This window comes from Prosthecobacter sp. (genome assembly GCF_029946185.1).
Classification (GTDB): domain Bacteria; phylum Verrucomicrobiota; class Verrucomicrobiia; order Verrucomicrobiales; family Verrucomicrobiaceae; genus Prosthecobacter.
Genome location: NZ_JAQSEA010000048.1, coordinates 50,432 through 70,887 on the forward strand (window position 1 = coordinate 50,432; position 20,456 = coordinate 70,887).

The window sequence follows — 20,456 nt, forward strand, 5'->3', positions numbered from 1 at the left end:
TTTCCGCTCCATTAGCGGCACCATGAAGCTCCTTCCCGCTCTTCTGTTTGTCTCGTCGTCCCTTTTTGCTGCCGAACCGATCGTTGTTAAACTCTGGCCTGGAGGCGCGCCGGAACAGCCCGGGGTTAAGATCGAGGCCGAGAAGGAGATCCCGAAGAAGTCAGCAGATGATGTGCAGCGCATCACGAACGTGACTGACCCCATGATCACGGTCTTCAAACCGGAGAAACCCAATGGCACGGCGGTGATGGTGTGCCCCGGCGGCGGCTATGGCATCCTGGCCTATGAGCATGAAGGCTCGCAGGTCTGTGATTTTCTGGTCAAACATGGGGTGACGGGCATCCTGCTCAAATACCGTGTGCCGAAGCGTGATCCCAAGGACCCTGGCCGTGAAGCCCTGCAGGACGCTCAGCGTGCCATGGGCATCATTCGTCATCACGCTGCCGAGTGGGGTCTCAAGCCGGATCGCATCGGCATCCTCGGCTTCTCTGCGGGGGGACATCTGACCGTGATGACGGCGCTGCATGCGAACACCCGGACCTACACGACTGATCCTGCGTTGGATGTCGAGGACGCGACGCCGAATTTCGCCATTCCGGTTTACCCGGCCTACTTGGTCAGCAAGGAGGACATCACGCATCTGCTGCCGGGTTTTGAAGTGACCGCCAAATCCCCCCCGATGTGCCTGGTACATGCGGGCGATGATTCGTGGCCAGCCAGCGCGAGCGCCCTGCTATATCTTGAATACAAGAAGCTCAACATCCCCTGCGAACTGCACATCTACGCCAAAGGCGGCCACGGTTTCGGTATGCGCAAAAGTGGCGGGCCGGTGAACGACTGGCCAAACCGCGTGGCGGAGTGGATGAAGTCGATGGGGTACATTCCTTGATCCTGCATCTATGAGGTGGCTTGTGCTTCCCGCTGGGTTATCGTGAAGCTGTGCCTGCATGAAGACACGCAAAACTCAAACTACTGCATCGCATGCGCTGTTGACATCAGATCCTCATCGCACGGTGGTGGAGGATCTGACAGAGACGATCTGCCGCTTTCTTCCAGATGGCACCTTTACCTATGCGAACGAGGCGTACTGTCGCTTCTTTTGCATAAGGCGTGAGGAATTGATCGGGCTGCCCTGGCATCCCTTGGTGGTGGAGGCGGATAGGCCGTTGGTTGAGACCAGACTACGGATGCTCACGCCGAAAAATCCGGTGGTGGTGATCGAGAACCGGGTGTGCGACGGCAGAGGACAGGTGCGGTGGATGCAGTTCATCAATCGCGGTTTCTTTGATGCGCAGGGTGTGTTGTTGGAGATGCAGGCCGTTGGCCGGGATATCACGGAGCGTGTGCTGGCGGAGCAGCGCCTGCAGGAGGGCGAACAACGCTGGAAGTTTGCTCTGGAGAGCTCAGGATTTGGAGTGTGGGACTGGGATATCACGCGTAATACGGTCTTCCGATCCAGCCAGTTCAAACTGATGCTCGGTTATGGTGCCGATGAGCCAGTCGAAGGTGCGACGCTTGGCTGGCAGGCTATGATGCATCCCGAAGATTTGCCGGGAACCGAACAGGCGGTGAATGATCATCTAATGCAGCGGGCGGACGGCTTTGCCCGGGAGTTTCGCCTGCGCTGCAAGGATGGTTCGTGGAAATGGGTGATGGGTCGAGGCAAAGTCATCCGTCGTGATGATCAGCAGCGCGCCATGCGTATGACGGGAACGCTGGAAGACATCTCCAGGCGCAACGCTGCCGAGGAACGCGAAGCGCATAATCTAAAGTTGATCGTGGAGGGGGCACCGTGCGCCGCCGTGCTGGAGGCCATCGTGCGCAGCGTGGAGGCGGGGCATCCCGGCATGCGCTGCAGTGTGATGCTGGCTGATGAAACTGGCACACGGCTGCGTTTACAGGCGGCACCCAGTCTGCCCGAATATGTGAAAAAGGCGCTGGATGGGATGCCCATAGCTCCAGGCATTGGCCTGTGCGGTGTGGCCACCTTCAGTGGCAAACGAGTGATTTGTCCGGATACACTGGCGGACCCGCGTCTGGAGCCATTTCACAAACTGGCGGAGAAGGCCAGGCTACTTGCCTGCTGGTCGGAGCCGGTGGTGAATGGTGACGGAAATGTGCTGGGAGCGTTTGCATGCTATCGGCGTGAAATCCATGCGCCGGATGTGCTGGAGATTCAAGCGATCACCGTCGCCGCACGGCTTGCAGCGCTGACCATCGAACGTGAAGAACGCAAGCAGGCTTTGCATGTCAGTGAGGAGCGTTATGAACGTGCCATGCGCGCCACCACGGACGGCTTGTGGGAATGGAATATTGTGACGGGTCAAACCTACCTCTCTCCACGCTGGAAACAGATGCTGGGTTTTGCAGAGGGCGATCAACTTGGCAAGGATCAGGAGTCGTTTATGTCCCGTCTGCACCCGGACGACTGGCCGAGGGTTCAAGCCGAACGAAAGGCGCATTTCGAACGTCGCTTACCCTATCAGGTGGAGTTGCGGTTGTGCACCAAGAACGGCGAGTATCGCTGGTTTCTCACTCGGGGCGAAGCCGATTGGAATGAGAGGGGAGAGGCAGTGCGCATGACCGGCACTATCTCGGACATTACGGAGCGCAAACAGGCGGAACTCAATTATCGTCGTGAACTGGTCTACAATCAGGCACTGGTGGGACATACCTCCGCATTCATCGTGGTGCTGGATCTGGCAGGACGTTTCGTGCATGCCAATGCGTCTTTCAGCGCCACCATGGGTTACAACGAGGAGCAGGTGATCGGTAAAACACCTTGGGAGATTGGTCTCATGGATGCTGCGGAGACGGTGCGCTCCAAGGAACGCTTTGCGCGTCTGCTGCGCGGGGAGAAAAATCCGTCCGCCGATACGCGCCTGAAGACGAAGGATGGGGAATGGCGCAGCGTCGAACTGCGCAGCATTGGCACCTGCAAACCCGATGGCAGCCTGGATCGAATCGTGGTCACAGGAACGGACATGACCGAACGGAACCGTCTGCAGCAGGAGGTTCTGCGCGTGGTGGAGCAGGAGCAGGCGCGCGTTGGGCATGACCTGCACGATGGCGTGGGCCAAACCATGACCGGCATTGTCTCACTGCTGGAGGCATTGGAGGCAGATTTACAGGGCGAGCCCCGGCAGCAGGCGCAGCGCATTCATGAACTGCTGCGTCAATCCGTCTCCGAAGTGCGACGTATGTCCCACGGTCTCTCTCCCACCAGCGTGAAGTATCGCGGTCTCGTCGGCGCGCTGCAACTGCTGGCCGAAACCGTGCGCACCAACTTCCGCACACCTTGCCTGTGTGAGGTGGATGCCGGCATCTCGATTCAAAACAACGACATTGAGGCTCATCTTTTTCGCATCGCGCAGGAGGCGGTCAACAATGCGCTGCGGCACGGCAAGCCCTCAGAAGTGAAGCTGTCCCTGCAGCATGTGAGCCAAACCGAATGCGAACTGCGAATCGAGGACGATGGTGCCGGTTTGAAAAAGACCAAAGGAGGCAAATCCAGTGGGATCGGGGTACGGGTGATGGACTACCGGGCCAACCTCATCGGCGCGCGACTGACCGTCAAAGCCAAGCCCCGGCGCGGAGTCGTCGTGTCCTGCCGCTTTCCATACGAGCCCGATAAGAAGAAGCGCTGACACTTTTTCGCGATGAAGCTGGTACACAAAAGCAGGCACACGGTCTGAAAACCGCGTGCCTGCTTCGTGTTGCGCCTGAGAGCTTGCGTGGATTAATGCTTCAACAACCACTCGGTCGAGCGTGGATTGAAATCGCCCAGTTGTTCCCAGTGGAAGGCGTGGCCGGCATTGTCGTAGAGGTGTAGTTCGGCGCCGGGGATGGCGGCGGCGACTTCCTTGCCCATCCACTGGGGGGTGAAGGTGTCGTCCTTGCCACCGATGACGAGCGTGGGGCACTTCACGTTTTTGAGTTCGTTGAGGGTGTTGTGCGTCATGGCGGCGGCGCTTTGCGCTTCGGTGGCATGCAGGGGCTGTGGCGCAGGATTGGTGGCGGCGTCTTTGAGTCCCTGCTGCATGTTGTTCCAGCAGTCATCGTTGTCGAACCAGGGCTTGGTGAAAATGAGCATCTGAATCCACTGCATGAAGTCTTCAGGCCGCATGTTCGCTTTTGCCTTCATGAGATGCTGCCAGGTGTAAAGGCCGAAGCGGTCCTGTCTGGCCCAGGTGCACATGAGGATCATGCTCTTCACCTTCTCTGGATGACGCAGGGCGAGTTGCTGGGCAATGACGGAGCCCAGCGAGCAGCCCACGACGCGGGCCTGCTTGATGCCGAGCTTGTCCATAAGGCCGGCGTAGTCGTCGGCCATCATGGCGGTGGTGTAGGGGCCGGCGGGCTTGTCAGTTTCGCCCACGCCACGATTGTCGCCGAGGATGCAGCGGAAGTGCTTTTCCCAGGACTGGGCATGCGCGTCCCACACGCCGCCAGGAGCGGTGACGCCCATGATGCAGACGAGCGGTTCGCCGCTGCCGCGTTCTTGGTAAAACATCTTGATTCCGTTGGTTTCGACGTGGGGCATAAAAGTGAAGTTGTCGGTTGGGTGGTTCTCTGTTCGCAGTTCAGGCCGCGAAGAGCAGATTGTGAACAGAGATCGGTGAAAGCAACAAGCAAAAATCACCTGCCGCCACACGAACTTCGCGCATAGTGGACGCACGCCATGCCTGACGCACCAACCGAAACACCACATACCGCCGCTCCGCCTTGGGAAACAAAAGTCCCGATCACGCGGCGCAGTCTGTCCCGCAAGCTGGCGTTTTGGTCCTTGGTGGTCATACTTTTGCTGGTGATAGTTTATGCCTTGCAGCCGAGGGCTGTGGAAGTTGAGACCGGAGTCGTTAATCAAGGGCCGTTGACGGTGTATGTCTCCGAGGAAGGAAAAACGCGCATCCGCAATCGCCATATCGTCGCCGCGCCGGTGGCGGGCAGCATGCAGCGCGTGGTCTTAAAGCCTGGAGATGTGGTGAAGGCCGGTGCAACGGTGCTCACGCGCATCGAGCCGACGCTGTCGCCACTGCTGGATGCCCGGGCGCGTTCGCAGGCTCAGGCACGTGTCGATGGGGCGATTGCCACTCGCAGCCGGGCCAACGAAGACATCGAGATGTCACGCACGGGTCTGAAGTATGCGCAGGCGAACTGGGACCGCGTCAAGAACAACACGGACAAAGGCACCATCAGCGCCACCGACCGCGATACGTTTGAGCGTGAGGCTGAAATGAAAACGCGTGAAGTGCGCTCGGCGGAATTCGCCCTCCAGGTGGCCGATTTTGAATTGGAACAGGCCAGGGCTGCGTTGCAGCAGATCGACAAGCCGAGCACAGGCGGTGCATTCATTGAGGTGCGTGCTCCGGTTAGTGGAGTCGTGCTGCGCGTGCAGCAGGAGAGTGCGACGATCGTGGCGCCGGGGGCTCCGATTTTGGAAATTGGTGATCCTACAGATTTGGAAATTGAGGCGGAGATTCTATCGCGTGATGCGGTGACGATCAAACCGGGGGCGCTGGTCACGGTGGAGCAGTGGGGGGGCGATGAGCCAGCGAAGGCCCGCGTGCGACGTGTGGAGCCTGCGGCTTTCACCAAGGTGTCCGCGCTGGGCGTCGAAGAGCAGCGTGTGCTGGTCCTGAGTGATTTTACGGAGCAGACGCCCACATTGAAGGCGTTGGGAGACCGTTACCGCGTGGAAGTGCGTGTGGCGGTGTGGCACAGCGATGACACGCTGCTGGTGCCGGCAGGGGCCCTGTTTCGTGAAGGCAGCGAGTGGAAGACGTTTCTTTTTGATGCCGGGAAAGCCCGAGCTGTGGTGGTGAAGGCTGGACGCACGGACGGCAAATTCACGCAGGTGCTGGAAGGCCTCAAGAAGGGTGATGAAGTACTGATGCACCCCCCGGACACGGTGAGGGACGGTACGAGTGTGGTGAAGCGTGAGGAAGTGAAATAAAAAAGGCGGCCTCCTTCGAGGCCGCCATAGAAGCACCTGCGGGCAGATTCTTAGACTTTCCAGTCTGCGCGGTATTCGCGGGTGAGCCACTTGGCGTCGCCACCGCTGATGTATTCGTGCTTTTCAGGATTCCATTTCATGGAGCCGCCGTGGTAGTAAGCCTGGCTCATGAGGTGGCAGGAGATGGCGGTGCTGGCACCGATGGCGACATCGCAAATGGGCTTCTCCCGGGTCTTGATCGAGTTGAGCCAGTCTTCATGATGGTTCTTCGAGTTGTAGAGCTTCACCTTGGCGTCGGTCAGGTATTCGCGCTCGGTGAGGATGACTTCACGGTCGAGGGAAGTGCCCTTGTCGGTCTCTTTGTCCCAGAACTTGTGAATGGTTTTGCCGCCGAGGACGAGTTCGAACTTGCCACGGTTGACGTGCACTTCACCGTTCGCACCATAGAAGGAGACACCTCTGCCCTTGCCATTGTGCAGGAGAGGAATGCCGCTGGCATAAATGAGCTTGGCGCCGTCGTTGGCGTCCGCGTAGTTTGCCGGGGCGATGATTTCGACCGGGCCATGCTCGTCTTCACCAAGGCCCCATTGGGCGATGTCGATGTGATGGGCACCCCAGTCGGTGATCATGCCGCCGCCAAATTCACGGGTATTGCGCCAAGCAGGGAAGTGATTGTGAACACCCCGTGGGCTGAGCACGCTGCTGTAAGGCACGAGCGGGCCTGGACCGCACCACATGTCCCAGTCGAGGCCGGGCTCCATGGGCTCTTCAGGATTGGCGTTGGGCTTGGCAGGGGTGCCAAACTGAGTTTCGACGTGGTCGATCTTGCCGATGATGCCGTTGCGCACGAGTTCGGCGGCCACGCGGAATTCTTTGCTGGAACGCTGCTGAGACCCGGTCTGCAGGATGCGCTTGTTGCTGCGCACGGAGTCGATGAGAGTAATCGCCTCGTGGATGTTGTGCGTGAGCGGCTTTTCACAATAGACGTCCTTGCCGGCGTTCAATGCGGCGATGGCGATGAAGGCGTGCCAATGGTCAGGGGTGGCGATGACGACGGCGTCGATGTCCTTGCGCTCCAGCAGTTTGCGGAAATCCGCATACGCTTCGCAGCCTTTGAATCCGGTGTCCTTGTCCTTGCCGTAGCGCTCTTCGACGGTCTTTTTAGCGTTTTCGCGGCGGTTGGTATCGACATCGCAGACAGCCACGACCTGTACTTCCTTGCGGCCCAGGAAGCTGTTGAGATGGCCGCTGTTCATTTTACCCACGCCGATGAAGCCGAGCGTGAGGCGCTCGCTGGGGGCGGTGTCTGCGCTCCAGACGCGTGAGGGGAGAATGAAAGGTGCTGCCACCGAGGCGGCGGCAACTTTGGCGAACTGACGGCGTGAGGATGCTGTTTGCATGGTTGGATTGGATGGAAATTGAGGGTGGAACAGTACAGTCGGTTTGCCAAGTCTCTTGCACTCAGTGTTGGCGTGGGTATTCGGCAGGATGGAATCTTCAAAACAGCGTCTGGGCCAGTTGATCATCGTTTCGGGGCCTTCGGGAACCGGCAAGACGACCCTGGCTCGGAAAGTATGTGATCGCGGCGAAGCGGTCTTTTCCGTCTCCTGCACCACGCGGGCACCGAGGCCGGGTGAGGTGGACGGGAAGGACTATTTTTTCCTGACCGAGGAAGACTTTTTGGCGCGGGTGGAGCGTGGGGAGTTGTTTGAATACGCCCGCGTTCATGGTCGGCTTTACGGCACTTTGAAGAGCTACGTATATGAAAATCTCCAACGCGGGGTGGATGTCATCATGGACATCGACGTGCAAGGAGCGATGCAGGTGCGCGCATGCGACGATGAATTGGTGAAGCGCTGCCTGCTGGAGATTTTCGTGCTCCCCCCCAGTCTGGAAGAACTGCGCAACCGCCTCTCCGGCCGTGCGACGGAGGATGCTGCGGCGTTTGAACTGCGCATGCAGAACGCAGCGGCTGAGATGGAGCACTGGCGCAAGTACGGATACGTGCTCGTCAGTGGTGACCGTGAGACGGATGCACGGCGGTTTGATGCGATTCTCGAAGCAGGTCGGCTGCGGACGAGTCTGTGGTGATCAGGACGGAATGCCTGCGTCTCTGAGAGCAGGGAACTGACTGCGCCAGTCGCGGACGATGGCTGGATCAATCTGGGCACTGATGACGCGCTCTTGCTCGGCTGCATCAGCGATGATGAGTCCATGTGGATCCACCACGATGCTGCGACCGGTGTAGGTGAAGTCGGGATCGGTGCCGCAGCGGTTGACGCCGATGACGTAGGCGAGGTTTTCGATGGCGCGTGCTTGGAGCAGTGTGATCCAGTGCTGAATGCGTTTCACTGGCCAAGCGGCGATGTAGATCAACACTTCAGCTCCGCTGCGAATGGCGCTGCGGGCGAGTTCGGGAAAGCGCAAATCGTAGCAGATAAGCGGGGCGATGCGCAGGCCCTGCCATTCGAAGAGGCTGGTGCCGGTCCCGGCGATGTGAGCTTGAGCTTCGCCACCCAGGCTGAAAGGGTGATTTTTGGTGTAGCGGGCCAGGACCGTGCCATCCGGGGCGATGGCGAGGGCTTGATTCATGCCTTGAGTATCGCTGGTTGATGTCACCACTCCACCGATGACACAGCTTTGGTATTGCGCGGCCATTTCGCGCAGGAACTGCTCGGTGGGACCATTCTCTGGCTCGGCGGTGACAGCGAGATTCAGGCTGAAACCGGTGGAGAATGTTTCCGGCAGGATGATGAGCGATCCGGGCTGTGGACTGGCGCTGGCGATCAACTGGCGCGCTTTGGCGTGATTGGCAGGGCGGTCTTCCCAAACGGAGTCGATTTGCACGAGATGGATATTCATAAGCGTTCGTGGTTGGAGCCGGGACGGAGGCGGTGTGAAGATTCAGAATTGCTGCGGGCGCGGACGCCGATGAAGCAACTGGCGGAGAGGATGGTGATGCCGCAGACGATGGCAAAGGTGTCGAAAGACATGACCTTGATCATGGCGAAAGCCAGAGAGGGAGCTACTAGACCGCGCACACCGGTGAGGAAGGTGTGGACGCTCATGTACTCGGCGACGGCGTGCTTGGAGGCGAGTTTGGTGACCCACAGCGCCCAGGTGACATTGCCACCCGCATTGGCCATGCCCCACAGGGCCATGCCCAGCGTCCACCAGAAGAGATTATGACCCAGGTAAAAACACAGGATGCCAGCGGCGAAAAACACATTGAGCACCGCACGCACGGTGAAGAGATGGTAGTGATCATAGACCAGTCCCCAGGGATAGGAAAACACTACGCGGGCGAGTACGGGAACCACTCCGGTGATCCAGGCGACATTGAACGCGCTCAGGTTGATGCCGTGGCTCGGATTGGCGAGGTATTCGACGAACAGGCATGCAGCAGCGAGATTGCCGAGGCCCATGATCATCCACGAGATGAGCAGCGTGCGGAAATCGCGGTCCTCCCGCACCCAGCGCATGGAACTCCAGAGGCTGGTGCTGGAATTTTCAGGCGCTTCCCATGGGGTGATCGGCAGGCCATAGGTCCAGAAGCCTGAGATGAAGCTGCTGACGGCGAAGGCCCACAAGAGCCAGGTATAGTTCTCGATGTTCCAGCCGAGAAGCTTTCCGCCCACAAAGCCGAAGCACACGGCTGCCGCTGCCCTAGTGACTCCGGTGACCGCATAAAGCTTGCCACGTTTGGCGGCCGGGTAGTTGATGCGGTAAATCTGGGTCAACAAAGGGATCTGCATGGTCAGGCAGAACAAGCCCAGACTCATGCCGCCGATGTAGAGATGCGGGCTGTGTGGGAACGCCGCTGAAACCGCCATGCAGGCGCCGCCCAATAGCTGCACCTTCGCCGCCGTACGTGCGATGGTGCTTTTGGCACGCAACAGGAGCGGCACGACGAACAAACTGGCGACCATTCCACCACTGGTGGCACTGAGGAAGATGGACTTTGCCACATCACTCATGTGAAACACCCTGACGGCGATGAGCATGCCGAAGGATGCGGTCAGGGTGTCGATGACACCAGATGGGATCGAGCGCCACAGTTCATTGCGCAGGGTCCGGGTGGTGATTGCATCAGCTTCATTCACGCGGGCTATTCGCATGAACAAAGATGCGCGTCCAGCACGGAGGCGGGACGCGCATCAGATGAGAGAGGGATAAACCCCTCACGGACTATCAGGCAGCTTTCTTGGACTTCTTGGCTGCCGGGGCTTTAGCCGCAGGGGCGGCCTTGGCGGCGGGTTTCTTCACCAGCTTTGGCGCAGGCATCGGGACGACGGTCAGCCACTCTTGATAATGAACCCAGCTGTCGCTGCCTTCATCGCGGAGGTAGTCGGTTGCAGTGAGGATTCCACGCTTTTGGAAATCGAGGATTTCTGATTTAGCGAAGGGTCCGAATTCAACGAAGGCGCGACTGAGATAAACGAGGTTTTTCATGGTGTTTTTTCTTATGTGTGTTTAGGTTTTGGGAAGGAGGCAGTAACATCACATGTGCTGTGGAACAAGCAGCAATCTTGCCACAGTTCCACAAAAATTGGCATGGGTATGCAAGGGGCATTTTTTTTGACTTTATGAAGGCATGTCTGCTTGCGACACCCTCCACTGGCCTCTAGTTTATATGACAATTAATGATTATTTGCCTCGAATCGTCCATCCTCAGTGGTTACCTTTCCAATGAAGTTCCTGGATTGGTCACGGGCGTGCTCCATCTCGCAGGTCAGAATCAGCCGGTGCGGATCGAATTGGTGGGTAATTTTCTGCGTGATATCGCCGGATGCCGGGTGGACTTTCACAATCCGCTTCCTAATGCCAATGAAGACCACGTGGATGCCATCTCGTCCATGCAGCATGGTTACAGCGGACTGATGACAGCCTCCTCTCGCGTGGTGAACCTCCCCCGCCGTCGGTCACAATCGGACACGCTCATCACAATGCCGGAGCCGCCCGGGCTGAAAAATTTGCTGTTCTTCGAGTGGTTCAATCAGGACCACCAGCGCATCCTTATACAGTCCTGGCATCTGCAACTGCGTGTCACTTCGCCCCGCTGGCAGCTGACGAAGGATGAAGAGGCCGTTCTGCTGCGGCAGAACCGTGCCCGTCGAAAGCATTTTCTGCTGGGTGGCAGTCGCAATGCAAAATCCGCCGACGCTTTGCACAGTCCTGGTTTTGACGATCCCTTTCAACCTTCCAAACCGGGCAGTGATCCGTTCGGCGCGGTCAAGCTTGATCCCTTCGAGCCTTCACGCAAAACGCCTGCCAGAGCGCCGGGTAGCGCTGGTATTGATCCTGTCACACGAGCTGCGGCTCTGGCGAAAGAGTTGCGACGCTTTCAAAGCCTGCTCGTCTTCAATGAAGAAGTTCGCACCCGACCGGCGGTCCTGCGCCTGCTTTCGACAGTAGCGGATCTGGCAGCGCATCTGATCCATGTGCTGCGTCAGTTTGCCGAGGCAAAAAAAGATCAGTGGCAGTTTTTGGTGATCGATCTTGAACAAAGTCTGCCTTTGTTTGCGGCGGCATTGAATGCCACGGACAAGCTGGTGCAGCAACATCCCCAAGGTGCTGATATGGAGTGGTTGGCCGGCGTGCAGGCCAGTTTGCTCAACATTGAGCTGCGTATGCGTGAACTGCTGGGACTGCTGCGGTGAAGTGAGAGGGGGTTGATCCTCACTCTGCTTGCGTCTAGCATGCGGCATGCGTCTCTCACATTATGCCCTCGCTCTAACGATCATTTTGCTCGCCATCACAGGTTTTCTGGCCTGGGAGGCTCAAGAAGAAGCTAAAGGCGCGCGCAAGGAACTCGAACTGGTGCGCAGGCAGCAGGCAGCCTATGAAATGGCCATGCCGACTAAGCCTGCCACAGTGACAAACTTGCCGCCACCGCCGGAAGCGCCGGCTGCTCCCACCTTGCCGGCATTGGCTGGAAGTGATCTGATGCCAGGAACCCCGACCCGATATGCCTCCCCCGCAGCTGCCGCCGCGCCCTTAACAGATCTGCAAAAGCAGCTTTTGGGGCTGCCGAGCTATGCCAAAGTTGTTGAAGTTCACAATGACCAAGGCTTTGCCGTGATCAGCGCAGGAAGAGACAAGCAGCTGACCAGTGGGATGAAATTTGATGTGCGGCGCGGCAATGGACTGGTGGGCCGTGTGATCGTAGGTGAAACGATTGACGCAGCAGAAGCCGTGGTGGATATCGACAATACCGCAGCACTCCCGGGCGTTCATATTGAAGCTGGAGACGAGTTGATTCAACCGATTCGGAGATAAGGATCCCCTAGATGCCCCGCGAACGTCTTGATCTCGCCTTGGTGAAGCTTGGCATTGTGCCCTCACGTGAACAGGCCAAACGGCTTATCATGGCTGGTGAGGTTAGTGTACTGGGCAAACGCATCACTCAGCCGGGCTGGTTGGTGGCCGGGGTCCAGCAGATCGTTGTGCGGGAACGCCCCAAATTCGTCAGCCGGGGTGGCCTGAAGCTCGAAGGGGCACTCAACCACTTTGACATTGATGTCACAGGGATGACCGCACTCGACGTTGGAGCGTCCACGGGAGGATTCACCGATTGTCTGCTGCAACGGGGCGCAGTGAAAGTCTTCGCCTTTGATGTCGGCACCAATCAACTCGCATGGAAACTGCGCAGCGATCCGCGAGTGGTCTCGCGGGAACAATTCAACCTTCGCCACATGCGCCGCGAAGACGTAGGGCAGGAGGTGGACATCTTGGTGGCTGATCTCTCATTCATTTCCTTGACCTTGGTCCTGCCTGCGGTGCTGCAGGCGCTGAGGCCGGGTGGTCAGGCCTTGGTTTTGATCAAGCCTCAGTTTGAGCTCTCGCGTGAGGAGGTGGGCAAAGGTGGCATCGTGCGCGAACCGGAACTGCATGCCAAAGCCTGCACCCGGATTGAAGAGTTTGTGCGCTCGCAGCCAGAGCTGGAATGGCGGGGTATGATAGAATCCTCCATTCAAGGGACGGAAGGTAATCGTGAGTTTTTGGCTTGGATCGGCAGACAATGATGAATAGAGTTAATTAAAAGTGAGTGGCAGCTTGCGCTAGAATTCTCAATAATGAGACCTTTTACTGCTTATTTTCTGCGAGCGTGACAAGTTGTGGTTGCATTGATGCAATAATTATCACAAAATACCATTATTGATACAAGCAGCCATGAAAAAGCTCACCTACACATCTAAGCAACGCCGAAGCGCCTCTGCCTTCAGCCTTTTTGAGGTCCTGATGTTTATTGCTATTATTGGCGTGATGGTTGGGATGGCGATGCCGATGCTTGGTCAGAGCGATGCCGTTTATGCCGCGCGCGATCGGCGTAATGCTCAGGAACTGTGCTCGACTTGCATGATGGCGCAGGCTGCTGAGCTGAATTTCGTCCAGGATGAGAGCGTGATCGATACCGTGCGTGCCATTGTTCGGGGCGGCATGTCGGTGCGTGGGGCGATGCGTGGCCGTGTCTTTGTGGTTCCTGGCCTTAGCGATGAAGACATCCAAGGGGCTGCGAAATTTCTTCGAGTACAAGATGGTCAGTTGATGTACACCACCGCATCGACCTCTCCCGCCGGAGACCAGCGTTTGTAACAAATGCCGCCAGGGGACATCAACCCCGGAGGCACCGGAAATGGCTGGTCGCGCTGAAATACCGAGGGACCAAAGCGGAGATTTTCCCCTTCGGAAGCTGACCCAAACGACGCCTTGATTTGCCGTGCGTTTTACCTTGCCTGCGGCCATCGCTTCCACCAGCATGCTGCCTTCATGAATTCTGCATTCATCAAAAAGAACTGGTATTTTTTCACTCCGGCGATCATCATTATTATCCCGGCGCTAATGGTGATGTTTTATACCCTCAACCATGGTTACTCTGTGCCTGACTCCATCAATGCGGTCTTCCATGTCGGTTCCACGGGCACGCGTTACTCCATGGATTTCTCGGAACGAAAATTCAACATGGTGAGGCCGGGCATGGATGGCAGAACTGTCTTTAATACGATCAAAAACCCCATGGAAGGCAATAATCCTGGAGCTGATATTGCCAACTGGCGTTACAGCCTTCCCGCCAGTGGGGCGGGCTATTATCACGAGCGCACGATTGTTATGGAGAAGGATAAAAATGGCATTCCGCGAGTCAAACAGCGCATCAGTCGTTTTCATACAGCACATTGATTCATGAACAAAAATGACCCATCTTCTCGCATGAATCACTGCCCGCCATTGCTGCTCAGAGCCTGTTTGGTCCTTCCACTGCTATTGCTGGGTGCGTGTGAGAGTTCTTCACACATCAAAGGACTTCCCAAAGTCCTGCCGGTTATCAATCTGCATGGGTCGCCAAGTACTCCAGGCCATGCGATGGGGCATTCTGATTATCCTTTTGCGGATAACGGTGATTACAAAAGTGACTGGGCTGCAGAGGGCGGGCAGGGGGCTGGCATGGACTACTCCTCCTGGCGTACGTCCCATGGCAGTTCTTCCTCCCGCAGTTCCTCCAAGAAAAAGACCGCATCCAAATCCCGTGGCAAAAGCTCCGGCAGTAAAACCTCCCGCAAAGGCGGTTCATACACCATCAAGAGCGGAGATAACCTGGGGGCCATCGCACGCAAGAACGGCACTACGGTGGCGAAGCTCAAGGCTGCCAACGGGCTGTCTTCCGACATGATCCGCGCTGGCAAAACGCTTAAAATCCCCTAGCGAACGTGCATCATCTCTCCACACGCATCGCGGCTTGGTGTCTGGCGCTGATCGTGGGTGGTGCGGTGTTTGTCTCGGGAGCGGACTCACTGCGTTTTTCCACGGTGGTGATTGACGCGGGTCACGGCGGCAAGGACGGCGGCTCCGTCTGGAATGGGTTGGTGGAAAAAAAGCTCTGCCTTGATGTCGCGAGGCGCGTCGAAAAGGCATTGAAAGCGAGAGGCCTTAAAACCGTCATGACGCGTCGCACAGACACCTTTGTAGAACTCTCCCAGCGGGCGCGCATCGCCAATCGCGTGCCCTCGTCAGTCTTTGTCAGCATCCATTTCAATGGCAGCCGCAAAACCATCATCTCCGGTGGAGAGGTGTATTACCGCAGTACGCGCGGTAAATGGCTCGCTTCAGCCCTCAGCCGTTCGGTCAAAAGCAGGGTCGCTGGCGGCACGCGCGGCATTTTTTACGCTGGCTTCAAGGTCCTGTGCGAGACCCAGATGCCTGCCGTCCTCGTCGAATGCGGGTATATCAGCAACAAGCGCGAGGCCTTGCGCTGCGCGGATCCTGCCCATCGCCAGAAGCTTGCCGACGCCATTGTCAGCGGTCTTTTGGCCGTTAGGCGAAAGGAATGAAACACAGCTTTCATTTCTTTTGAAAGTTCACATTTTGCGAGTCACCTGCGTGGCATTTGACGAAGCCCCTGCCGTGGTGGATGGAATAAGGAGATTCCATGTCAGCCCCAGTCATTAACGCCAGCAATCCTGTTTTTCCGTTTCACCTCGTACGGGCAGACTTGGAACGTGTGGAAACGGCCATCCTCGAACAAGCGCGTGCGTTTGATCCCGGTGTCGAAGGTTACGTGAGTTATGTCTGCAAAACATCAGGCAAACGCATCCGTCCTGCTTTGGCCGTACTTGCCGGTGGTGCCACGGGTGGCACGCACGAAGGACACACGCGCCTCTCCGTCATTCTCGAACTCGTTCACATCGCCTCCTTGGTTCATGATGACATCATGGACGGTGCGGACATTCGCCGCGCCCAGCCGACAGCCGTCGCGAAATGGGGCAGCAGTCTCAGCGTTCTGCTGGGAGACAGCCTCTTCGCGTACGCGCTTGAACTTGCCACAGAATTTGAAGACACGCATGTTTGCCGCACCATCGCCCGCGCCTCGCGCGATGTCTGTACCGGCGAAATCCTGCAAACCCAGCGCCGCTTTGATTTCAATCTCTCAGTCACCGATTATCTCAAGATGATCGAGATGAAGACCGCGGCGCTCTTTGCCGCCGCCTGCGAACTGGGCGCGCGACTCAATCATCAGCCCGATTCCGTTCAGTCGGCCCTGCGCGACTACGGTCTCAAGCTCGGCACCGCCTACCAGATCTACGACGACTGTCTCGATATTGTCGGCGATGAAAAAACCGTCGGTAAAACGCTCCGCACCGATCTCGCCCGTGGCAAGCTCACGCTGCCCATCCTGTATCTCCTCGAAAGTGCCACGGATGCGCAGAAGCAAAAGCTCAACCGCATGCTGCTCAAAGGTGAACCCATGGACACCACCATTCTTGCAGGCATCGCAGACTACGAAGGTGCCGTTGACCGAGCTGTCAAATTTGCGCAAAACATGCTGGCCGAAGCCCGTGCCGACTTGGTCTGCCTCGGTACCTCGCCACACAAGCAGGCGCTTGAAGACATCGTCGGTTATCTGCACAGCCTGCTGGATCAGTGCCGTGCGATTCATTGATGCGAAGCATCAAGATCGCCCTTTCCATCCACCCTGGTTGCGCTTTGATCGGTCAGATCGGACTATTCTGTCCGCTCTTCTCCCATGAGCCGTATCCACGACATCCCGGAAAATGATCGCCCGCGTGAGCGTCTGCTCCGCCTCGGTCCGCAGGCACTCTCAGATGCCGAACTCCTTGCCCTCTTCATCAATACCGGCACGAAAGGTGAAAATGCTCTCCAGATCGGCCAGCGCATTCTGCGCGACCACAAATCCCTACGCGACCTCTCCCGCCTCGAACCCGCCGTTCTGAGAAAGATCAAAGCCCTTGGTCCTGCGAAAACTGCCCTGCTTGCAGCTGCCTTCGAACTCGGTCGCCGATCCACGCAGGAACCATCGCACGCCGAGGTCATCCTAGATCGCCCTCAGCGCATCTACGACTACATTGGTCCTGAGATGCAAGCCCTCGGCAGTGAATCCGTCCGCATCATTCTGCTCAACACCAAGCTGGCCGTCATGCGCAGTGAAGAAGCTTTCAAAGGCACCTTGAACGAATGCGTCGCTCATCCGCGCGATTTACTGCGGAAGGTGCTCATTCACAACGCCTACGCTTTTGTCCTTATTCACAATCACCCCTCCGGCGATCCCACTCCGAGTGAGGCCGACCGCCGCCTGACTCGGCGTCTGCGCGAAGCCTCCGACGCCACTGGCCTCTATCTCCAGGACCATCTCATCATCGGCACGCCATCGGCGTCACGGGCGCAGCCCTATTTCAGCTTCAAGGAGCATGGGCTGCTGTAGCTGATTCGGATCAAATTTCCTATTGCGACGATGAGAACACGTTGTGACCCAAGACACCCTTGAATGGAAGGTGTAACTTTGCGTTCAAAATCTCCAAGGTACTCACAAGTCCCCCATGCAATCCTCTCAAGTCTTCGGCAGTTTCATGCCCACTCGTTGGACCTTGGTGCTGCGTGCGAATGCCTCGTCGCCCGAGGGCAGAGCGGCGCTGAGTGACCTCTGTGCGGCGTATTACCAGCCCGTTTACGTTTTCCTACGGCGCACAGGATTTGATGAGGACACGGCTCGTGACCACGCGCATGCATTTTTTGCGCATTTGTTGCAGCGTGGATTCGCCGGACCCGACCCTGAGCGCGGAAGATTCCGCAGCTATTTGCTCGGCGCGGTGAAATACTTCGTCATCGGATTGCAGAATCATGCGCGCAGGGAGAAGCGTGGCGGCGGCATGACGCATGAATCCTTGGATGCCGGCGCGGAAGGTTCGCCGCCTCTCATGATCGGCGATGCCACGGCCACTCCGATGGCAGAGTTGTTTGATCGAGAATGGGCCGTCGCCGTGATGAATCGTGCAGTGGCCGCGCTTGCAGCCGAGCACCGGGGCGGCAGGTCGGTTCAGTTTGAGGCGTTGCAACCGTGGTTGATGGGTGACGATGCGGCGTCCCACGCCGAGACGGCGAAAAAACTGAGCATGACCGAAGGGGCGGTGAAGGTAGCGGTGCATCGCCTGCGCAAGCGCTTTCGCGAACTCCTGCGGCAGGAGATCGCGCAGACGCTCGATGATGAGGCGGATGTCGAGGACGAGCTGCGCTACCTCTGTTCCGTGCATGGTTGATTTGATGTAACCTTCCAGATTAAGTCTCCAAGGAACAGGTATGACCACAAACCCTCCGAACACCTGCCCGCAGTGCGGCGCGCTCATCCCGGAGGATTCCGCCCATGGACTGTGCCCGCGCTGTGTCTTTGCCAAGGCGCTGGCTCCGACGGCCGATGGCGGCTTTGCGCCCTACGCGCCGCCGAGTCTGGAATCCGTGCGTGCTGCCTTCCCTCATCTGGAGGTCACCGGGCTTATTGGCAGCGGTGGAATGGGAGCCGTGTACAAGGCCCGGCAGCCACAGCTCGACCGTTTCGTGGCGCTGAAGATTCTGCCCGCCGAACTCGCCAGCCAGCCCGGCTTCTCCGAGCGGTTTCAGCGCGAGGCGCAGGCGCTCGCCAGGCTCAGCCACCCTCACATCGTCACCGTGCATGACTTTGGCCAGGCGGGTGGTTTCTACTACCTGCTGATGGAGTTCATCGACGGCGTGAACCTGCGCCAGCTCCTGCAAGCCAAGCGCCTCACGCCCAAGGAGGCGCTGAGCATCGTGCCGCCCATCTGTGAAGCGCTGCAATGCGCGCACGATCACGGCATCGTTCACCGCGACATCAAGCCTGAGAACCTGCTCATCGACAAAGCGGGTATGGTGAAGATCGCCGACTTCGGCATTGCGAAGATGTACAGTAGCCCTCTCGCTCCGCGAGAGGAGAACAGCGCTGACGCAAACACGAAAGCTCCCGGCACTTCGGAAACGGATCTCTACCGCGAAAGCCCTCAGTTCACCTCATTGAGTCAGATGGCGAACATGGGTACCCCCGACTACGCCGCCCCGGAGCAGGCCAGCGGCTCCGCCGATCATCGCGCGGACATCTACAGCCTCGGTGTCGTCCTCTACGAGATGCTCACCGGCGAACGCCCCACCTCCAAGCTCGAAGCCCCTTCCAAGCGAGTGCAGGTGGACATCCGCATCGATGAGATCGTGCTGCGAGCGCTGGAGAAATCGCCCGAACTGCGTTTCGCCACCGCAGCGGAGTTCCGAACGCAGGTGGAGGCAGCCGCTGCGGAAAACGGGAAATCAGAACCCACCGCTCGGAGGGCAGAATGTGATCCGTTCCGCGCTAGCCATGCGCTTCCGCTTTGGCTCAGATCGATCCTTGGGGCAGTCTTCTTCGTGTGTCTTTTGAACTTCGCCGGCCCGCACTTCACCCGACTTGGCAACAGCCCGGAACGGACTTTTACCGTCGGCCTCTCCCAACCGTGGCTCGTGGTGCATTCGCAGTTGGTGGACGACACGCGCTCAGTCCGCGCACTGAGTTGGAACTTCCGCTCCTCCTCCTTCCTCTCGGGCATCATCGCTGCGGTCGTTGCCGCGACGCTGCTTTTTTTCCGCAGGTACGGCCGCCTCCACGCACGCTGGTCTGGCTGGATTTCAGGGATTGGAAGTGCGGCGGCTGTTTCGCCCGGCATCCGATTCAGACTCGTCGAAGAGCGCGAGGGGCGTCGCGTCATCCTCTGGCGTGGCGTGTTGGGCGCGTTCCTCGCCGTCTTTGCTCTCGCTCTCATAGTCGGAGCATCTTCGTCGTTGGTCACAAACGGAGCCCCCCCTTTTTTAATCGTCGTGGCGTTGGCCGGGATCGCCGCCATCCTGACTGTGGGCACCTCGGTGCGCATCAGATTCAAATCTGTCGCGTCGTCTCATTCAGAGCCGGATGACATCACCGGCCCGCCGCGCTATTCGCGCGCGGCCATCGTGGGGGCATGCTGGGTGCCGGTCACTTTCCTCTCGTTTGTCGCGGTTGCCATGGTCAGCTTTCAGGTCCGCGGAGACCCGGCCTCCGGGCCCGAATGGTGGCAACTCGCCATCCTTATCCCCGCGCTGATTCTCGGTGTTACCGGCCCCTTCGGCACGACGATCCTCGGCTGGGTGGCGGTGTCGCAAATTCGACGGTCAGCGGGGCGAATCCTTGGCCTGCCACTGGCGCTGTTCGACGGATTGCTTTATCCGCTCGGCTTTCTGAGCGGGGTGCTTCTCTTGGGCAGCACGACGCTGGCCAGGATGTTTGTGGATTTCTATTTGAATCCGTCCGTCATAGGTCATCACAACATTGACCCTCCGCTGCATCCCAAAGTTGCTTTTTGGCTCTCGCAAAATACAGGGTTGACGGCCCTCCTGTTCATCATCGCGATCGTCGCGGCCAACATATTCATCGTCCGCGCTGTGCTGCGTGCGGTGCGCAGAGACGTTTCCCCAGCGTCATCAGAGACCCGCGCGACAGGCAATGAAATCAGGGTTGCCTCGATCTCGATTTTTCTTGCGTTGATCGCCACAGCCCTGGGTGCGCTGGCCGCGATGCGCAGCGCAGGAGCTTGGCCAGCGATGACTCTTTCACTGCTGTTTACCGGTATGTCGATCTTCATGGCGCTGCCGGTGCGCCGATTGAGCGTGGGGAAATGCGCCCTGATCATCGCCGCTC

Annotated in this window: 20 protein-coding genes; 15 read left to right on the forward strand and 5 right to left on the reverse strand. The window is 58.2% G+C overall.

Annotated elements, in window-relative coordinates; all coding sequences use genetic code 11:
• Positions 1-22 precede the first annotated feature (22 nt).
• Together PSV43_RS03155 and PSV43_RS03160 are read left to right on the forward strand one after the other, a co-directional pair.
• Complete coding sequence (locus PSV43_RS03155; protein WP_300193695.1) at positions 23-889, forward strand: alpha/beta hydrolase; 867 nt, start codon at positions 23-25, stop codon at positions 887-889.
• 58 nt (positions 890-947) lie between these two features.
• On the forward strand, positions 948-3,647 hold the full coding sequence (locus PSV43_RS03160) for a PAS domain S-box protein (RefSeq protein ID WP_300193697.1): 2,700 nt from the start codon (positions 948-950) through the stop codon (positions 3,645-3,647).
• A 92-nt stretch (positions 3,648-3,739) separates the two neighbouring features.
• Here the strand turns inward: PSV43_RS03160 and PSV43_RS03165 are convergent, their stop codons facing one another.
• Positions 3,740-4,543, reverse strand: a complete 804-nt coding sequence (locus PSV43_RS03165; protein WP_300193698.1) for an alpha/beta hydrolase — start codon at positions 4,541-4,543, stop codon at positions 3,740-3,742.
• Between the two features lie 138 nt (positions 4,544-4,681).
• Here PSV43_RS03165 and PSV43_RS03170 point away from each other — a divergent pair, with 138 nt between their 5' ends.
• Complete coding sequence (locus tag PSV43_RS03170; protein WP_300193700.1) at positions 4,682-5,956, forward strand: HlyD family efflux transporter periplasmic adaptor subunit; 1,275 nt, start codon at positions 4,682-4,684, stop codon at positions 5,954-5,956.
• A gap of 50 nt (positions 5,957-6,006) precedes the next feature.
• Here the strand turns inward: PSV43_RS03170 and PSV43_RS03175 are convergent, their stop codons facing one another.
• Positions 6,007-7,356 carry a Gfo/Idh/MocA family oxidoreductase gene (locus tag PSV43_RS03175; RefSeq protein ID WP_300193702.1) on the reverse strand — a complete coding sequence of 450 codons (1,350 nt, stop codon included), beginning with the start codon at positions 7,354-7,356 and terminating at the stop codon, positions 6,007-6,009.
• An 88-nt stretch (positions 7,357-7,444) separates the two neighbouring features.
• On the opposite strand from PSV43_RS03175, the gene gmk reads away from it, so the two are divergent.
• Positions 7,445-8,047: a guanylate kinase gene (gene gmk, locus PSV43_RS03180; RefSeq protein WP_300193704.1), complete on the forward strand. Its 603-nt coding sequence runs from the start codon at positions 7,445-7,447 to the stop codon at positions 8,045-8,047.
• On the opposite strand, the gene PSV43_RS03185 is transcribed toward gmk, so the two are convergent.
• The 3 genes from PSV43_RS03185 to PSV43_RS03195 all read right to left on the reverse strand — a co-directional run bounded on the left by PSV43_RS03185 (position 8,048) and on the right by PSV43_RS03195 (position 10,408).
• Positions 8,048-8,818 carry a carbon-nitrogen family hydrolase gene (locus tag PSV43_RS03185; RefSeq protein WP_300193706.1) on the reverse strand — a complete coding sequence of 257 codons (771 nt, stop codon included), beginning with the start codon at positions 8,816-8,818 and terminating at the stop codon, positions 8,048-8,050.
• Positions 8,815-10,074 (reverse strand): MFS transporter, encoded by a 1,260-nt coding sequence (locus PSV43_RS03190; protein ID WP_300193707.1) that lies wholly within the window; start codon positions 10,072-10,074, stop codon positions 8,815-8,817. The genes PSV43_RS03185 and PSV43_RS03190 overlap by 4 nt, the downstream gene beginning before the upstream one ends.
• A gap of 73 nt (positions 10,075-10,147) precedes the next feature.
• Complete coding sequence (locus PSV43_RS03195; RefSeq protein WP_300193709.1) at positions 10,148-10,408, reverse strand: hypothetical protein; 261 nt, start codon at positions 10,406-10,408, stop codon at positions 10,148-10,150.
• Positions 10,409-10,599: 191 nt separating this feature from the next.
• Between PSV43_RS03195 and PSV43_RS03200 the strand changes: the two genes are divergently transcribed.
• From PSV43_RS03200 to PSV43_RS03250, 11 genes are all read left to right on the forward strand, one after another.
• Positions 10,600-11,616, forward strand: coding sequence for a hypothetical protein (locus PSV43_RS03200; RefSeq protein ID WP_300193712.1), 1,017 nt, complete (start codon positions 10,600-10,602; stop codon positions 11,614-11,616).
• 46 nt (positions 11,617-11,662) lie between these two features.
• Positions 11,663-12,235 carry a hypothetical protein gene (locus tag PSV43_RS03205; RefSeq protein WP_300193714.1) on the forward strand — a complete coding sequence of 191 codons (573 nt, stop codon included), beginning with the start codon at positions 11,663-11,665 and terminating at the stop codon, positions 12,233-12,235.
• A gap of 11 nt (positions 12,236-12,246) precedes the next feature.
• Complete coding sequence (locus PSV43_RS03210) at positions 12,247-12,981, forward strand: TlyA family RNA methyltransferase (protein WP_300193716.1); 735 nt, start codon at positions 12,247-12,249, stop codon at positions 12,979-12,981.
• Between the two features lie 148 nt (positions 12,982-13,129).
• On the forward strand, positions 13,130-13,552 hold the full coding sequence (locus PSV43_RS03215; RefSeq protein ID WP_300193717.1) for a type II secretion system protein: 423 nt from the start codon (positions 13,130-13,132) through the stop codon (positions 13,550-13,552).
• Between the two features lie 174 nt (positions 13,553-13,726).
• A complete protein-coding gene (locus PSV43_RS03220) occupies positions 13,727-14,134 on the forward strand; it encodes a hypothetical protein (protein WP_300193719.1) in 408 nt (135 codons plus the stop codon).
• A gap of 264 nt (positions 14,135-14,398) precedes the next feature.
• Positions 14,399-14,656, forward strand: coding sequence for a LysM peptidoglycan-binding domain-containing protein (locus tag PSV43_RS03225; RefSeq protein ID WP_300193721.1), 258 nt, complete (start codon positions 14,399-14,401; stop codon positions 14,654-14,656).
• A gap of 5 nt (positions 14,657-14,661) precedes the next feature.
• Positions 14,662-15,282 carry an N-acetylmuramoyl-L-alanine amidase gene (locus PSV43_RS03230; RefSeq protein ID WP_300193723.1) on the forward strand — a complete coding sequence of 207 codons (621 nt, stop codon included), beginning with the start codon at positions 14,662-14,664 and terminating at the stop codon, positions 15,280-15,282.
• Positions 15,283-15,380: 98 nt separating this feature from the next.
• Positions 15,381-16,391 (forward strand): polyprenyl synthetase family protein, encoded by a 1,011-nt coding sequence (locus PSV43_RS03235; RefSeq protein ID WP_300193725.1) that lies wholly within the window; start codon positions 15,381-15,383, stop codon positions 16,389-16,391.
• Positions 16,392-16,475: 84 nt separating this feature from the next.
• Positions 16,476-17,171: a DNA repair protein RadC gene (gene radC / locus PSV43_RS03240; protein ID WP_300193726.1), complete on the forward strand. Its 696-nt coding sequence runs from the start codon at positions 16,476-16,478 to the stop codon at positions 17,169-17,171.
• Between the two features lie 115 nt (positions 17,172-17,286).
• Positions 17,287-18,003, forward strand: coding sequence for a sigma-70 family RNA polymerase sigma factor (locus PSV43_RS03245; protein ID WP_300193728.1), 717 nt, complete (start codon positions 17,287-17,289; stop codon positions 18,001-18,003).
• Between the two features lie 40 nt (positions 18,004-18,043).
• Positions 18,044-20,456: serine/threonine-protein kinase (locus PSV43_RS03250; RefSeq protein ID WP_300193730.1), on the forward strand; the 2,413-nt coding region annotated here is incomplete at its 3' end.

Excerpts from the sequence above, each read along its gene's own strand:
- PSV43_RS03155 (WP_300193695.1), top strand. The coding sequence starts at position 23 with ATGAAGCTCCTTCCCGCTCTTCTGTTTGTCTCGTCGTCCCTTTTTGCT.
- PSV43_RS03160 (WP_300193697.1), top strand. The coding sequence starts at position 948 with ATGAAGACACGCAAAACTCAAACTACTGCATCGCATGCGCTGTTGACA.
- PSV43_RS03165 (WP_300193698.1), bottom strand. The coding sequence starts at position 4,543 with ATGCCCCACGTCGAAACCAACGGAATCAAGATGTTTTACCAAGAACGC.
- PSV43_RS03170 (WP_300193700.1), top strand. The coding sequence starts at position 4,682 with ATGCCTGACGCACCAACCGAAACACCACATACCGCCGCTCCGCCTTGG.
- PSV43_RS03175 (WP_300193702.1), bottom strand. The coding sequence starts at position 7,356 with ATGCAAACAGCATCCTCACGCCGTCAGTTCGCCAAAGTTGCCGCCGCC.
- gmk (WP_300193704.1), top strand. The coding sequence starts at position 7,445 with ATGGAATCTTCAAAACAGCGTCTGGGCCAGTTGATCATCGTTTCGGGG.
- PSV43_RS03185 (WP_300193706.1), bottom strand. The coding sequence starts at position 8,818 with ATGAATATCCATCTCGTGCAAATCGACTCCGTTTGGGAAGACCGCCCT.
- PSV43_RS03190 (WP_300193707.1), bottom strand. The coding sequence starts at position 10,074 with ATGCGAATAGCCCGCGTGAATGAAGCTGATGCAATCACCACCCGGACC.
- PSV43_RS03195 (WP_300193709.1), bottom strand. The coding sequence starts at position 10,408 with ATGAAAAACCTCGTTTATCTCAGTCGCGCCTTCGTTGAATTCGGACCC.
- PSV43_RS03200 (WP_300193712.1), top strand. The coding sequence starts at position 10,600 with ATGATTATTTGCCTCGAATCGTCCATCCTCAGTGGTTACCTTTCCAAT.
- PSV43_RS03205 (WP_300193714.1), top strand. The coding sequence starts at position 11,663 with ATGCGTCTCTCACATTATGCCCTCGCTCTAACGATCATTTTGCTCGCC.
- PSV43_RS03210 (WP_300193716.1), top strand. The coding sequence starts at position 12,247 with ATGCCCCGCGAACGTCTTGATCTCGCCTTGGTGAAGCTTGGCATTGTG.
- PSV43_RS03215 (WP_300193717.1), top strand. The coding sequence starts at position 13,130 with ATGAAAAAGCTCACCTACACATCTAAGCAACGCCGAAGCGCCTCTGCC.
- PSV43_RS03220 (WP_300193719.1), top strand. The coding sequence starts at position 13,727 with ATGAATTCTGCATTCATCAAAAAGAACTGGTATTTTTTCACTCCGGCG.
- PSV43_RS03225 (WP_300193721.1), top strand. The coding sequence starts at position 14,399 with ATGGACTACTCCTCCTGGCGTACGTCCCATGGCAGTTCTTCCTCCCGC.
- PSV43_RS03235 (WP_300193725.1), top strand. The coding sequence starts at position 15,381 with ATGTCAGCCCCAGTCATTAACGCCAGCAATCCTGTTTTTCCGTTTCAC.
- radC (WP_300193726.1), top strand. The coding sequence starts at position 16,476 with ATGAGCCGTATCCACGACATCCCGGAAAATGATCGCCCGCGTGAGCGT.
- PSV43_RS03245 (WP_300193728.1), top strand. The coding sequence starts at position 17,287 with ATGCAATCCTCTCAAGTCTTCGGCAGTTTCATGCCCACTCGTTGGACC.